Origin of the sequence: Tunturibacter gelidoferens (assembly GCF_040358255.1) — a bacterium.
GTDB classification, from domain to species: domain Bacteria; phylum Acidobacteriota; class Terriglobia; order Terriglobales; family Acidobacteriaceae; genus Edaphobacter; species Edaphobacter gelidiferens.
In genome coordinates this window covers 2,291,117-2,304,999 of sequence record NZ_CP132938.1, presented here as the reverse complement: position 1 = coordinate 2,304,999, position 13,883 = coordinate 2,291,117, and the positions used below count along the sequence as shown (strand labels likewise).

The window sequence follows — 13,883 nt, the reverse complement described above, 5'->3', positions numbered from 1 at the left end:
AGGTCTGAGCGCCAGATTACTATCTTATCTGTTCATCTCCCGTCACCGACTTACACCGCGGAGTGCCGCCGCTCTCGCCCCCACGAGTACGCAAGCCGAGCCACCACACCGGACACCAGATACGCCATTGCCAGGATGATCAGCATGTACTCCGAATACAGCACGATCAGCGCTCCTATAAACGCTATCACCGCGACCAGTTGAAAGGGATGACGCTTACCAAGCGTGATCTCCTTCGCACTCCAGAACCGCCAGTTGCTTACCATCAAAAAGCTGGTGAACAGCAGCAGGCACAGCCACACCAGCGCTATCCATGGGTTGTCGATCGGCGATCCGTGTTGAAAGTGAATCACCGAGCTGATCACGCCCGCACCTGCCGGAATCGGCATGCCCACAAAATACTTCTTGCCCGGTCGCCCCGGGTTGCGAGGCTGCGGGTTGATGCTGATATTAAATCTCGCCAGCCGACTGGCGCCGCATATCAAAAAGATAAAACAGACAAACACCCCAATATGCACAATTTGCTGTCGCGCCTCCGGATGAGCCATCAAAGGCAGCATGCGGAAGCCCCAGATATAGGCCAGCAAACTCGGCGCAACACCAAACGTAATCACGTCCGCCAGCGAGTCGAGTTCTTTTCCAAAGTCGCTGGTCGTGTGGGTCATTCTTGCGATGATGCCATCAAGACCATCGAACAGAACGGCAATCCCAAGCGCCAACGCAGCTCGATCGAAGTAACTCTGATCCGCCACGGACCCCTGAATACTCTGCGTAATTGCGTAGTACCCAGCGGCCATGTTGCCCGCCGTAAATAGCGATGGCAGCACGTACATCCCCCGACTAGGTTGACGCCTCACCTTCTCGTCGGTCTCGATCTGCGCGTCCTCCATTAGGCCACCACTGCCGGTGCGTCTCTCAGCGACTGCTCCGGGAGCACGGCCAGCACGGTCGACCCACCCTTAACGCGAGCCCCCGTCTTCACCTTCAGGTTCGCCGCTGCCGGCATCAGTACATCCACCCGCGACCCAAATTTGATGAGGCCGATCCGCTGTCCACGCTCCACTCGGTCACCTACTTTCAGGTTGCACACAATACGCCGAGCCAGCAGCCCGGCTATCTGTTTGAAGCTGACTTCATATCCACCGGCATCGATCGTAATCAGAGTCTGCTCGTTGTTCAACACAGACTCCGGCTTCATCGCATTCATGAATTCGCCCTTGCGAAACTCGCACACCTTCACGACTCCGCCCACCGGCGAACGGTTCACATGCACATCAAACACGTTCAGAAAGATGCTAAGTCGCAACCGACTCCCGCTAACCGTTTCGATCCACTCAGCTTCCGTAACCACCCCGTCCCCAGGAGACACAATCTGTCCCGGCGCCTGCGGAATCGTCCTGTTCGGATCGCGAAAAAACCACAAAAAGAAAGCCGCCAGCACCACCGGTAACGCCACCAGCGCAATCGGCATATTCAGATACCAAAGTGCCGCCGCAACAACCCCAAGCCCTAAGGCATAGAAAAAACCGTCTCGCACCATAAGTGACTCGATTATAAGGCCACGTACACCTCGGACCTGAGCGTAACGCTACTCAGGCCGGTCGCCTCCATACGGTCAAACCGCGTCTTCTAGCTTTAGGATGCTCCCAAGCGTCGAAGCCGCTCGATCTCATCCTTCAAACTGAGCTTCAGCTTCTTCAATCTCACCTCTTCCAACTGTTCCGAGTCAGTGAGAAACAACTTGGACCGCAGCGTATCCAGCCTGCGATCATAAAGGCTATGTTCTTGCATCAATTGTTGAATGGAAGGGAACGACGCAGGATGGGGCAGCTCGGTGAACTTGCCAGTTTGCACGTGAGAGTACCTCCAGCAACAGACGACTTCGCACTGATGGCCGACACGCTATCACAGCGCGATAATTACCGGCAATGTGGATTACTCGTCTCCAGCTAACTTCAACTGCATCAGCAACGCGTCCTCTGTGGGATCGTGGTAGTAGTTATCGCGCTGTCCAACGACCGCAAACCCTAACCCCCTGTAAAGCGCAACTGCACCCCCACTCCCCGCCCTCACCTCGAGTTCCATCTCCTTCGCACCCCGCTCCCTGCACCAGCAAATGACCCCCCCGCACAACGCCCTTCCCACGCCCACTCGTCGGGCCGACGCACTTACTGCCACGCTTTCAAGCTCGGCCAGCCTCACAGCCCCGGAAACAAGAACCTTTCCAACTGCAAAACCCAACAACCCAGCATCCGACTCCGCAACGAACAAGCACCTCGTCACCGCAACCTCAGAGCTTCTATCGGCACCCACAATTGCCGCATACTCGGCCTCCGCCCAATGCGGAGCCTCAGGCGTAGCCCTCTCCAGCCTTATCACACCAACAAAGTCCTCAGCACGACCAGCGCGAACCCTATACTTGGCCGAACTCATCGAGTGGCTCGCGGAGCAGTAGGTTTGGCAAATATCTCAGCATCGGTCCGTCTCAGATAATTCGCATCCAGCGCAGCAGCATCATCAAATCGCCCCGATACAACTCGCTCTACCGCAAACGGCAGAGCATCCCCCGCCAACGGCTCATCCACCAACTTCGGACGCAACTCCCGCAAAGCCTCCGCCACCTTCAACTCACACACCACCACCAACCCACCCGAAGCCGCCGTCCTCAAATCCTCCGCGCCTGCCAGGATCTCCCGCACGCATCTCTTCCCCATATACTCTCCGTAGTAGAACTCCCCGCGACCAGCATCCAGAACTGCATGCACCATCTGCTCCCCGCCATTGACCGCGGCGGCAAGCAGGGCCAGCCGCGACAACGCAATCAGAGGCACACCCCCGGCCTCGCTCAGCCCCTTCGCCGCGCTCACCCCCACACGTACCCCCGTAAACGATCCCGGCCCATACACCACAACCACAGCCGCCAACTCTCTCAGCAGCCATCCACTCGACGCCATCAGCCGCCGCACAGTTGGAACCAGCCGTTCCGACGAACTCCTTCCCGGCAACACCTCAGTCGCAACGATCGCCGACGCCATCTCGGTATCCGCCAGCGCAACGCTCCCCTCACCCCCTGCCGTATGAATCATCAGAAACCGCATCACTCCCCACCCTTACGCGGCTCAACTGCATCCCCGACAATCTCCAGCAACACGCCCCCTGTGCTGGCCGGATGCACAAAGAAATACCGATGCCCGCCAGCCCCCACTCTCACCGCATTGCTCGCCAACCTCACTCCTTGCTTTGTCAGCCGCGCAAACATCACGTCAATCTCATCCACATGGACGGCGATATGATGCAGCCCCTCACCTCGCTTCGCCAAAAATCTCCCAATCGTGGAATCTGCCTCGGTCGCCTCCAACAACTCGATACGGCTTTCTCCCAGCGGCAGCATCGCCGTCTTCACCTGCTCATGCTCCACTGTCTCTTCATGGCTCACCACCAGCCCCAGCGCCTCATAAAATCCACGCGCCCCCGCAATGCTCTTCACCGCGACGCCAAGATGATCCAGCCGCAGCCCGCCCTGCCCCAGCACGCACAGAGTGTCAGCGCTCTCAAGCCTTACTCTTCGCGACCCCTTCTCCAAGGCGCATCGTCTCACCGTCTCCATCAACTCCTTGACACCCTCCCCCGTAGTCGCGACCGTCCGCACAACAGGAGGCACCCACTCACCCTCTCCAACCGCCAAAGCCTGCATCGCAACAATCTCCTGCTCTACCAACTCCGCACCCCCACGGTCGCTCTTGTTCACAACAAACACATCCGCGACCTCCATCACGCCAGCCTTCAGACTCTGCACCTCATCGCCCATTCCGGGCACAAGCACCAGCACAGTCACATCCGCCAGGCCGATCACATCCACCTCATCCTGTCCCACACCCACCGTCTCAATCACAATCGTCTGCCGCCCGGCCGCCTCCATCACCGAGCAAACATCGGCAGCCGCACGCGCAACGCCCCCCATAGCCCCACGCGAAGCCATGCTGCGAATAAACACCCCATCATCCCCGGCAAAATCCTGCATCCGAATCCGGTCCCCCAATAACGCCCCACCCGTGTAAGGACTAGACGGATCGACCGCCACCACCCCCACACTCTGCCCCTGCTGCCGAAGCCACCTCACCATCTGGTCCACCAGCGTGCTCTTCCCCGCCCCAGGAGGCCCCGTCACTCCCACCCGCAGCGATCTGCCCGCAAACTCCCGGCAAGCCGCAAGCACCTCCGCTCCGCCGCCATTCTCCACAAGAGATAGGGCCCGAGCCAGAGCACGAACATCGCCTGCCCGCACCCGCGCCATCATCTGCGCAACTTCCACCCCACTCGTCCTGAAATCCTTAGGCACGTTAGCGATAATAACGTGCTCCACCTCGCATCTCCCATGCCCACCTTCCTCACCGGCAAAGCGCCCTTAACATTCATGTGCTTGAACTCTTCAAATGGACCCTTCTCAAAACCCGGTCGCCCACCTTCCTTCGTTCGCCAGCGCTCCAACGCATTCATTTGTAATCAAAAATGATCTTTCCAGATCATCGGAGACGGCGCTTGACACCTACTGCCCAGCACAGACTATCCTCATCCTCGACACCCCTTGACCCGAATCTGCCGCATCAGGCGCAATCCGGGGCAGCCGCCGGACCAACATTTACGCTGGAGTTACAACTAATGTCGATCAACACTGCCAGCCTGCCTGACTCGGGCTTCACCACCACCGCCCCGGAGAAATCCAATATCCGCTGGCTCGTCTGCGGTCTTCTCTTCCTCGCCACCACCATTAATTACATGGACCGCTCGGTCTTCTCCCTCATCGAGCCGCTCCTCCACCTCGACTTCATGGGCTGGATTCCCGGCATCGACGCCGCTCATCAAACCGCTTACAACCTCAACTATGGACGCGTCCTCATCTGCTTCCAGATCGCCTATGGCGTCGGCTTTCTCTTCGCCGGTCGTATCATCGACAAGCTCGGCACCAAAACCGGATACGCCCTCGCCATCCTGATCTGGGGATGCGCCTCGATCAGCCATTCCATGGTGGCCAGCGTCGCCGGCTTCTGCATCGCGCGCGTCTTCCTCGGCCTCGGCGAATCCGGCAACTTCCCCGCCGCCATCAAGGCCACCACCGAGTGGTTCCCCTCCGAAGAGCGCGCCCTCGCCACCGGCCTCTTCAACTCTGGCTCCAACGCCTCTGCTTTCATCGCCCCGGTTCTCATCGCAGCGGTCGCCGCCCGTTGGGGATGGCACGCCGCCTTCATCTGCACCGGCTCCATGGGACTCATCTGGGCAATCATCTGGCTTATCTTCCCTTACAACAAACTTCGCCGCAGCGCGACGCAAACCCAGACTGACCTTGCCCCCGTCACGCAGGGCGGCTCCATCTACCCCATCCTTCTCCACCACCGCGGCTTTTGGGCCTTCTCCATCGCCAAAGGCATCACCGACCCCATCTGGTGGTTCTATCTCTTTTATCTCCCCAAATTCCTCAACGATAACTACGGCCTCAATCTAAGCCACGTAAAGTACCCGCTCATCGTCATCTACACCGCCGCAAGCATCGGCTCCATCGCTGGCGGCTGGCTCTCCGGATTTCGCATGAAGCACGGCCACACCGTCAACTCCGGTCGCAAGTTCGCCCTTCTCATCTGTGCCCTTTGCGTTCTTCCCATCATGCTCGTCCCGCACATGCACTCCATCTCCCCACACAATGCCTGGCCCGCTATCGCGCTCTTCTGTCTCGCCACCGCCGCCCATCAAGGCTGGTCTGCCAACCTCTTCTCCACTCCAACGGACATGTTCCCCTCGACCAGCGTCAGCACCGTAGTCGGCATCGGCGGCGCTGCCGGAGCCCTCGGCGGAGCGTGCTTCACCTGGCTCGTCTCTCACTACTTCTCCCTCCACCCATTGCTGATCTTCACGATGGGAGGCCTCGCCTACGTCACCGCCCTCTTGATCTTCCAGCTCCTGGTTCCTCGTCTCGGCGGCCGGCAAACTGCCTAAATCCAGTCTTCCCAATCGCAACAATGAGCAGCGTCGAACACAGCCCGAAACGTCTCGCTCCTCTACCCGTCCCACTGAAACATGCGCCGCACCGCCGTGTTACCCTTCATCAAATCAGGCGCAAGGGAGCTTCGTTCAGCATGAAAAAAGAGGTCAAAGAGCAGTTCGACGAGGTCTCCAGCCACAGCCAGCTCACCATGCAGGTCGTTGAACACATCCGCTCGCTCATCAGTTCGGGAGAGGTTCGCCCCGGCGACCGCCTCCCCCCCGAGCGCGACTTGGCTCGCCAGCTCAAGATCAGCCGCTCCAGTCTGCGGTCCGGCATCGGCTTTCTCGCAGCCATGGGCGTCCTCAAAAGCCGCCACGGCGCTGGAACCTTCGTCGCCTCCGGTCCGCCCTCGTTCGACTCCAGCTCCTTCTCCGTCCTCGGCGCGCTCCACGGCTTCCTTCCCGGACAGATGTTCGAAGCCCGCATCATCATCGAATCCAACCTCGCCGCTCTTGCCGCCGAACGCGCTACCGAGGAACAGGTGACAGAGCTGGCCGAAGAGGTCGCCGAGATGTACGCCGCGCTCGACGATCCCCACGAGTACCTCATCCATGACGTCCGCTTCCATCGCGCCATCGCCCGCGCCGCGGCCAACCCCATCCTGGCCGCCATCATGGAGACTCTCATCGCCAATCTCTATGAGATCCGCAGCAAGACCATCCAGAACGCCGTAGATTTAAAAGAATCCTCCGAGATGCACCGCGAGATCTATCGTGCCATCCGCTCCCACAACCCCGCGCAGGCTCGCCGCTCCATGGAGCAGCACCTCAACCTCGCCCGCATCGCTCAGGCCGCCGAAAGCCCGTCGAACCCTCCCGCCGCACACGAGACGACTCCGACCAGCCAAGCCGAAATCTCAGCCGCGAGCGAAACCGAGACCCCTCAATCAACCCCCGCCCGCTGACCCTACAACTTGCAAGTCATACCGCCCCTCCACGCCGCTGTGTATCGTCAAGTTGCTTCACTCTTCGGGACTATCTCTACGTCCTGATCAACTTAGCGCTACACCATGACGCACGGCCTTCGGGCCAGGAGAGTTCCCCATGGATCCATTCTTAGGCGAAATCAGAGTCGTCGCCTTCAACTTCGTTCCTGCCGGCTGGGCCGCCTGCAACGGCGCGTCTCTGCCCATCAATCAAAATCAGGCACTCTTCGCCCTCCTCGGCACACAGTATGGCGGGGACGGCACGACCACCTTCAACCTCCCCAACCTGCCCGACGCAAAGACTCACGCCGTAGCCGGCAAGGACACCGCAGCCCCGGTGCACAATATCATCGCCGTCAACGGAATGTTCCCTTCGCGCCCCTAGCGCCTACGCCGCTCCGCTCTCACCGGGCGAGCGGCAACCTCCCGTCCCACCAGCCAACATCATCCCTCTGCCCTGCTAGACTTAGGCATATCGTCATGCCTGAAGCCCCGCAAAAGTTCTATCTCACGACCCCTATCTACTACGTCAACGCACGCCCTCACATAGGCCATGCGTACTCGACCATTGCGGCCGACGTGATCGCGCGCCGCCACCGCCTGCTTGGCGACGACACCTTCTTCCTCACCGGCACCGACGAGCACGGCCAGAAGGTCGAGCGCTCCGCCGCCGCCGCCGGTATTCCGCCCCTCCAGTTCGCCGACCAGGTCTCCGCCACCTTCCGCGCCCTCTGGGACCGCATGGGAATCACCTACAACGACTACATCCGCACCACCGAACCCCGGCACACCGAGGCCGTCCAGAAACTCTTCCAACTCCTCCTCGACCGTGACAAGTTCTACCTCAGCAGCTACACCGGCCAGTACTCGATCGGCGAGGAGATGTTCGTCGATGGACCTCCCGGTACCATCGGCCCCGACGGCAAGCCGACCGAAACCGTCACCGAAGAGAACTACTTCTTCCGCCTCTCCGAATACCAGCTTCCCCTCATCGACCTGATCGAGAGCGAGAACCCTGAGAGCCGTCTTCTGATCCAGCCCGAGTCGAGCCGCAACGAAGTCCTCAGCTTCCTTCGCGGCAACGTAGCCGAAGCCACCGACCGCGGCGAGGTCCTCGAACTGTCAGCCCTCGGCAAGCCCTATGTTCCCGGCGCCCTCAAAGACCTCTCCATCTCGCGCACCAGCTTCAAGTGGGGCATCCCCGTGCCCGGCAACGAAAAGCACGTTATCTACGTCTGGCTCGACGCTCTGATCAACTACCTGACCGGTATCGGCTACGGCAGCGACAACCCCGCCGACCAGGAAAAATTCAAACGCTACTGGCCCGCCGACCTTCACCTCGTAGGCAAGGAGATCACGCGCTTCCACTGCGTCTACTGGCCCGCAGTCCTGCTTGCCGCCGAGATCCCCACTCCAAAATCCGTAGTCGCCAACGGCTGGTTGCTCTTCGACGACAGCAAGATGTCGAAATCGAAGGGCAACGTCGTCCGCACCGAGACCATCCTCGACGCCTTCGGCACCGAAGTCTACAAAAAGCAGTTCCCCGACAGCACGAAGAAAGAACAGGACCTCTTCGCCGCCGACGTCCTCCGCTACTTCCTCCTCCGCGAGATCCCCTTCGGACAAGACGGCAGCTTCAGCTTCGACGCCATGATCACCCGCTACAACGCCGACCTCGCCAACGGCTACGGCAACCTAGTTAGCCGTACTCTCGGGCTGATAGTTCAAAATTTTAGCGCGGGAGATATCGAGGGTTCGCCAAGGGGGGTTGCTCGGGTCCCTCCCTTGACCGATGGCAACGATACGCTCGCGTTCATTTACAGCAATAATCTGCGTGCGCACGCCGATACTCTAGCGGATCTTGATGCGACGGAGAATGAATACACTTTTGGATCGAGACTTCAAAGGATTTTCGACCTAATTCAAAAGGTTGATGTCTTCATGACTGAGGAAAAGCCTTGGAAGCTCGCAGCGCAGCTTAAGGCATCGTCCACGACGACCTACCTAGATGCAGCGAAGCAGACGGAGTTTGAGGAGGAGTTGCGAAAAGACGTCATCCAGCTTGAATGCATACTTTACACTGCTGCCGAATCCATTCGGGTTATCTCCGCCCTGCTTTACCCCGTCCTTCCCTACTCTACAGCCAAAGTGTGGGCCCAATTGGGCCTCGGCGACATCGAAGACGCCGCGAAAAACGGCGAACTGAAAAATCTTAAATGGGGAGGCTTGAAACCCGGCACAAAACTTGGCCCACTCGCCCCCATCTTCCCCCGAGCAGACAAAGGACTCGCGCAAATCATGACCGACATGGAAAACCCGACCACCCCGCCAAAGCCCGAGCATCCGAAGCCCTCCAAGTTCGTCGACGAGACGACCACCCACACTTCCGCGGCTCCCATCGACCCCACCGATCCCGCCGCCGCCCCCCGCACCTCCTACCTCGCCGAAGCTGCGCCTGGAACTACCGTCGGCGGAAGTCACGCCGTCAGCACCGAGCGCACCGGCACGCCCTCGCACACCGAAGCCCCCGCCTCGGGCATCTTCGCCAACTCTGCCGCGCAGTCGAACATCTCCGGCACTGCGCCCGACACCCCGCAGATCGTCATCGACGACTTCGTCAAGATCGACCTTCGCGTCGCGCAGATCGTCGTCGCCGAACGCATCCCCAAAGCCGACAAGCTCCTCCGCCTCGAGGTCGATCTCGGCTACGAAAAACGCCAGATCCTCTCCGGCATCGCCGAGTGGTACACGCCCGAAGAACTCCTCGGCAAAAAGATTGTCGTCATCGCCAATCTCGCACCACGCAAGATGCGCGGCTTCGAATCTCACGGCATGCTGCTGGCCGCCTCGCACGGTGAAGACGGAAAGCCCGTCCTCGCAACCTTCGGCGAAGAGATTGCCCTGGGCTCTCGCCTACGTTAGACATCGTTAAGGCCGCAAGCTGGATGCTACCTTGCCGGTCTCATGCGACGGCGGCATCCAGCGCAGCAAGTCCGTTTTAATCGTCGTCGTATACCCAATCACTGTTGCCACGAAGACCCGCGCCAGTACTCGCATCATTGGAAAGCTGCGTAAAACAAGACCAAGAATCTCCTTGACATCCCGACAGGCCGGTCGCATCCTTGTCCGTAAATTCGAATAGCTTCAAGAAGGAAGCTCTCATTATGAGAAATATTGTCTTCCCGCTTGCTCTTCTTTTCTCTGCCTTCGTCCAACCTCTAACCGCCCGCGCCGACACGATCGACGGCTTCGTCCTAACCGGCAATGGCCTCGACATCACGTTCTCCCTGCCGGCCTCACCTCCGGGCAATGAGAGTACTTGCCCTACAGGCATCATCACCTCCTGCCTCCCGGGTTCGGAGACCTCTTTCTCCGCGTCCACAATGGTCACAACCAACGGCGTCTCCAGCGAGGAGAGCATCGTCTTCCCGACGGGCCGCTTCCTCGGAGGCCTGAGCCTTGGCCTGATCCCTGGAAGACTGTTCGGCGAGCAGCTCTTCGCACCGGACGCCGCCAATCCTACCTTCCTGACAGGGACTTTTGACCTGACTGCGCTCAACCCCAAAGGGTCCCCACCTTTCCTCGATTACAGCCTCACAATTACGCCCGAGACGACCGCACCGACGCCTGAGCCCTCGACGCTGGCCCTGCTGACCACTGGTGTCCTCGGCCTCGTTAGCCTTGCGCGAAGGAAGTATAGCCGGGACTCGCGTTAGTTGGATTCATCCCATTGATCTGCCATCCTTAGTCTGTCATCGACCACTCGCCGCATCCTCATTCAGACGATCGCCTTCTGCACGCCGATTGCAACGACAAAGTAGTTCGCCATCACGTCGCCAACGTTCTTCAATCCGTGCAAGACGCCTGACGCGGTGAAGATGACTCCGCCCGGCTCGACGATGCCCGTCTGTCCGTCACTGGTGACTTCGAGCTTCCCCTCGCGAATCATCAGGAACTCCGAGTGCGTGTGCCGATGCGGCTGGTGCGGCATCTGGCCGGGGGGCAGCGCAGTCTCGTGCACCTCAACAAACTCGCCTGTAGCCAGCCGCCCCTGGATCACCGCACGGCTCGCTCCGCCATTCGCCGAAGCATGCACGGGCAGCTTGTCGAAGGGAAATATCTCCGAGTGAGCGAGCACGGGTTCTGCCGCCCCGGTACCGCTCTGCCCCTCCGCCATCACACCGCCCATCGCCGCCAGAGCCGAAAGAGCAACACAAAGATCACGTCGATTAAGATTTTTCATGCCGACATACTACGCGGTCCGAACTATACCAGTCACGCACTCCTTCGCCGCCTCCCTGTCAGCCTCAATGTCGCGCCCCGATGGGATACCCTGAAAGAGATGCCTCTGATCGACTCTCACGCCCACCTCGATTTCTACACAGAGACTCCAACGGAGCGCGAAGAAGTGCTGCGCCGCGCCTATACCGCAGGAGTCCATACCATCCTCGCGATCGGCATCGGCGATGGCCCCACGACCATGAATCAAGCGCTCGAGATCGCAAATTCCACAGCCGGCGCCGGGCTTCCGCAAATCTACGCAAGCGCAGGGATTCACCCGCAGGAGGCAACTCACGCCACCCCCGAAGCACTCGACAAACTAGCCGCGCTGGCTGTCCAGGAGAGGTGTGTCGCAGTTGGTGAAATCGGGCTCGATTACTACCACTTCGACAACCCCGACATCACCACGCAGAAGCAGGCCTTCATCGACCAGATGCGTCTTGCGGCGAATATGCGTAAGCCAATCCTGATCCACTGCCGCACGAGCGAGCTGGCAACGCCGCAGGCCAAAGAGAAGTTCGGAGAGGCTGACGCCTGGGAGGACCTTCTTGCGCTCATCGACCAACACTGGACGCCGCATGCGCTGGGCGGCATCATGCACTGCTTCTCTGGTACCGTCGACCAGGCGGAACGATCCCTCGCCGCAGGCTTTTATCTCTCCTTCGCGGGTAACCTTACCTATCCGAAGGCGCAGGCCATCCGTGACGCCGCCGCCATGGCCCCGCCGGACCGTATCCTCGTCGAAACCGATGCGCCGTTTCTCGCGCCAATTCCGCTTCGTGGCCAACGCAACGAGCCTGCTTTTGTCACACATACCGCGGCAGCCCTGGCGGAACTTCGCGGCATCTCACCAGAAGAGCTCGCCACCCAGACGACAGCGAACTTCAAAAATCTGTTCCCCACAACCCGCGAAGCTCTCAAGCGCTGACATAATAGAGATCGACCGAGTTACAGACGAATAGAGATCGACAAAGTTACATAAGAAGGAACACACCCATGGCATCCGATAACAGCTTCGATGTAGTGAGCAAAGTAGAGATTCAGGAAGTGAAAAACGCCATCGATCAGGCCTCGAAGGAGGTCCACGCCCGCTTCGATCTCAAGGACTCGAAGTCGAAGATCGAGCTCGAAGGCACCGACACCATCCAGCTCGCCTCGCAGGACGAGTATAAGCTGCAGGCCGTCACCGAGATCCTCTCGCAGAAGCTGGTCAAACGCGGCGTCTCGCTCAAGAACCTCGAGTTCGAAAAGATCGAGCCGGCAGCCAACTCCAGCGTTCGCCAGAAGATCAAGCTCGTCCAGGGGATTCCGTCGGAGAAGGCGAAGATCATCGTCGCGGCGATCAAAGACTCGAAGAAGAAGGCGCAGGCCAGCATTCAGGGCGACACCGTGCGCGTCGTCAGCAAAGACCGCGATGTTCTGCAGGAGGTCATGGCGCTTCTGAAGGGCAAAGATATCGGCGTCGACCTTCAGTTCACCAACTTCCGCTCCAACTAACCTGCGTCCTCTTCCTCAAGGCGGCAGAAGGCCTCGTTTCGCTGCCGCTCACCAACCCATTGCTGCGATCAAAATTCTGACTTACTTTTTCGAGCCTATTCTGAAGCCAAATCCACATCCTGATACTCTGACTAGTAAGTGAGCACGCTCTCCATCGCGACCGCAGCCGAGGTGTTCGACCTCCTCCGTGACGATCTAGCCGCCATCGAGCAGGAGTTCTCCCGCCAATCGGCTTCCAACGTCGAGGTCATCACCGACATCGCGCGGTACCTGATCGCTGGGGGCGGTAAGCGCATCCGGCCGCTTCTTCTGCTGCTCTCGGCCAAGGCTCTAGGCTGTACCAGCGAGAGCCGCATCCGTCTCGGCGCCGTCGTCGAGATGCTTCACACCGCAACCCTGGTCCACGACGACATCATCGATGAAGCCGACACGCGCCGCGGACGCCCCTCTTCCAACACGACATGGGGCAACGCCAAGTGCGTTCTCGCGGGCGACTGGCTCTACATGCAGTCCTTCTCGGCGGCCCTTGAGGAGCGGAACTTTCGCGTCCTTGAGTTGCTGATCTCGCTTACCCAGCAGATGGTCGAGGGCGAGCTGCTCCAGATTGAAAAGCTCGGCCACCTTATCAACGAAGAGGAGTACTTCGACCTCATCTTCCGCAAGACCGCCTGCCTCTTCAAGGTCTCGATGCAGCTCGGTGCGGCGATCACGCCTGCTCACGGCTTCGGTGACCCCGATGAACTTGAATCCCAGCTCGGCGAGTACGGCCGCAACCTGGGCCTCGCCTTCCAGATCGTCGACGACGTTTTAGACCTGACCGCCGCTGAAGATGTCCTCGGCAAGCCTGTCGCCTCGGACCTGCGCGAAGGCAAGGCCACTCTCGCCGTCATCCACGCGCTCGAGCGCGGCACAGGAGCCGACCGCGAGGCCATCCGCACCGTCCTCGCCGACCGCAGCTTCGCCCGTGTCTCCCACCCGCAGATCCTTGAGATTCTGCAACGCCACGGCTCCATCGACTACGCCATGGACACCGCCTGCGCCTACGCCGAAGCAGCCCGCCTCACCATCGCAGAGCTGCCCGACTCCGACGCCAAGCGCGCGCTCCTCTGGGTACCCGGCTTCGTCACCAGCCGCGACCGCTGA

Annotated in this window: 16 protein-coding genes; 8 read left to right on the top strand and 8 right to left on the bottom strand. The window is 59.9% G+C overall.

Features of this window, described 5'->3' with window-relative positions:
* Positions 1-50 precede the first annotated feature (50 nt).
* The 6 genes from pssA to meaB all read right to left on the bottom strand — a co-directional run bounded on the left by pssA (position 51) and on the right by meaB (position 4,363).
* Positions 51-890, bottom strand: a complete 840-nt coding sequence (pssA, locus tag RBB81_RS10235; RefSeq protein ID WP_246373539.1) for a CDP-diacylglycerol--serine O-phosphatidyltransferase — start codon at positions 888-890, stop codon at positions 51-53.
* A complete protein-coding gene (locus RBB81_RS10230; protein ID WP_179581813.1) occupies positions 890-1,540 on the bottom strand; it encodes a phosphatidylserine decarboxylase in 651 nt (216 codons plus the stop codon). The genes pssA and RBB81_RS10230 overlap by 1 nt, the downstream gene beginning before the upstream one ends.
* 95 nt (positions 1,541-1,635) lie before the next feature.
* Positions 1,636-1,854, bottom strand: a complete 219-nt coding sequence (locus RBB81_RS10225; RefSeq protein ID WP_179581812.1) for a DUF465 domain-containing protein — start codon at positions 1,852-1,854, stop codon at positions 1,636-1,638.
* 81 nt (positions 1,855-1,935) lie between these two features.
* Positions 1,936-2,433, bottom strand: coding sequence for a GNAT family N-acetyltransferase (locus RBB81_RS10220; RefSeq protein WP_353073608.1), 498 nt, complete (start codon positions 2,431-2,433; stop codon positions 1,936-1,938).
* On the bottom strand, positions 2,430-3,086 hold the full coding sequence (tsaB, locus tag RBB81_RS10215; RefSeq protein WP_353073607.1) for a tRNA (adenosine(37)-N6)-threonylcarbamoyltransferase complex dimerization subunit type 1 TsaB: 657 nt from the start codon (positions 3,084-3,086) through the stop codon (positions 2,430-2,432). Before tsaB ends, RBB81_RS10220 begins: the two co-directional genes overlap by 4 nt.
* Before the next feature lie 11 nt (positions 3,087-3,097).
* The gene (gene meaB / locus RBB81_RS10210; RefSeq protein WP_353073606.1) at positions 3,098-4,363 is read right to left on the bottom strand and encodes a methylmalonyl Co-A mutase-associated GTPase MeaB; all 1,266 of its coding nucleotides are present in this window, start codon (positions 4,361-4,363) and stop codon (positions 3,098-3,100) included.
* A 296-nt stretch (positions 4,364-4,659) separates the two neighbouring features.
* On the opposite strand from meaB, the gene RBB81_RS10205 reads away from it, so the two are divergent.
* From RBB81_RS10205 to metG, 4 genes are all read left to right on the top strand, one after another.
* Positions 4,660-5,988, top strand: coding sequence for an MFS transporter (locus tag RBB81_RS10205; protein WP_353073605.1), 1,329 nt, complete (start codon positions 4,660-4,662; stop codon positions 5,986-5,988).
* Between the two features lie 140 nt (positions 5,989-6,128).
* Positions 6,129-6,941 (top strand): FadR/GntR family transcriptional regulator, encoded by an 813-nt coding sequence (locus RBB81_RS10200; RefSeq protein ID WP_179581808.1) that lies wholly within the window; start codon positions 6,129-6,131, stop codon positions 6,939-6,941.
* A 139-nt stretch (positions 6,942-7,080) separates the two neighbouring features.
* Entirely contained in the window at positions 7,081-7,347 is a 267-nt protein-coding gene (locus RBB81_RS10195; RefSeq protein WP_179581807.1) for a phage tail protein, read from the top strand.
* Positions 7,348-7,442: 95 nt separating this feature from the next.
* Positions 7,443-9,884: a methionine--tRNA ligase subunit beta gene (gene metG / locus RBB81_RS10190; RefSeq protein ID WP_353073604.1), complete on the top strand. Its 2,442-nt coding sequence runs from the start codon at positions 7,443-7,445 to the stop codon at positions 9,882-9,884.
* Between the two features lie 6 nt (positions 9,885-9,890).
* On the opposite strand, the gene RBB81_RS10185 is transcribed toward metG, so the two are convergent.
* The gene (locus tag RBB81_RS10185) at positions 9,891-10,022 is read right to left on the bottom strand and encodes a hypothetical protein (RefSeq protein WP_281376751.1); all 132 of its coding nucleotides are present in this window, start codon (positions 10,020-10,022) and stop codon (positions 9,891-9,893) included.
* A gap of 104 nt (positions 10,023-10,126) precedes the next feature.
* Here RBB81_RS10185 and RBB81_RS10180 point away from each other — a divergent pair, with 104 nt between their 5' ends.
* The gene (locus tag RBB81_RS10180) at positions 10,127-10,678 is read left to right on the top strand and encodes a PEP-CTERM sorting domain-containing protein (protein ID WP_179581805.1); all 552 of its coding nucleotides are present in this window, start codon (positions 10,127-10,129) and stop codon (positions 10,676-10,678) included.
* A gap of 62 nt (positions 10,679-10,740) precedes the next feature.
* On the opposite strand, the gene RBB81_RS10175 is transcribed toward RBB81_RS10180, so the two are convergent.
* Positions 10,741-11,205, bottom strand: coding sequence for a cupin domain-containing protein (locus RBB81_RS10175; RefSeq protein ID WP_179581804.1), 465 nt, complete (start codon positions 11,203-11,205; stop codon positions 10,741-10,743).
* A 99-nt stretch (positions 11,206-11,304) separates the two neighbouring features.
* Between RBB81_RS10175 and RBB81_RS10170 the strand changes: the two genes are divergently transcribed.
* The 3 genes from RBB81_RS10170 (at position 11,305) to RBB81_RS10160 (ending at position 13,883) form a co-directional block, all read left to right on the top strand.
* A complete protein-coding gene (locus RBB81_RS10170; RefSeq protein ID WP_353073603.1) occupies positions 11,305-12,171 on the top strand; it encodes a TatD family hydrolase in 867 nt (288 codons plus the stop codon).
* A gap of 68 nt (positions 12,172-12,239) precedes the next feature.
* Positions 12,240-12,740: a YajQ family cyclic di-GMP-binding protein gene (locus tag RBB81_RS10165; protein WP_179581802.1), complete on the top strand. Its 501-nt coding sequence runs from the start codon at positions 12,240-12,242 to the stop codon at positions 12,738-12,740.
* Positions 12,741-12,878: 138 nt separating this feature from the next.
* Positions 12,879-13,883, top strand: coding sequence for a polyprenyl synthetase family protein (locus RBB81_RS10160; protein WP_179581801.1), 1,005 nt, complete (start codon positions 12,879-12,881; stop codon positions 13,881-13,883).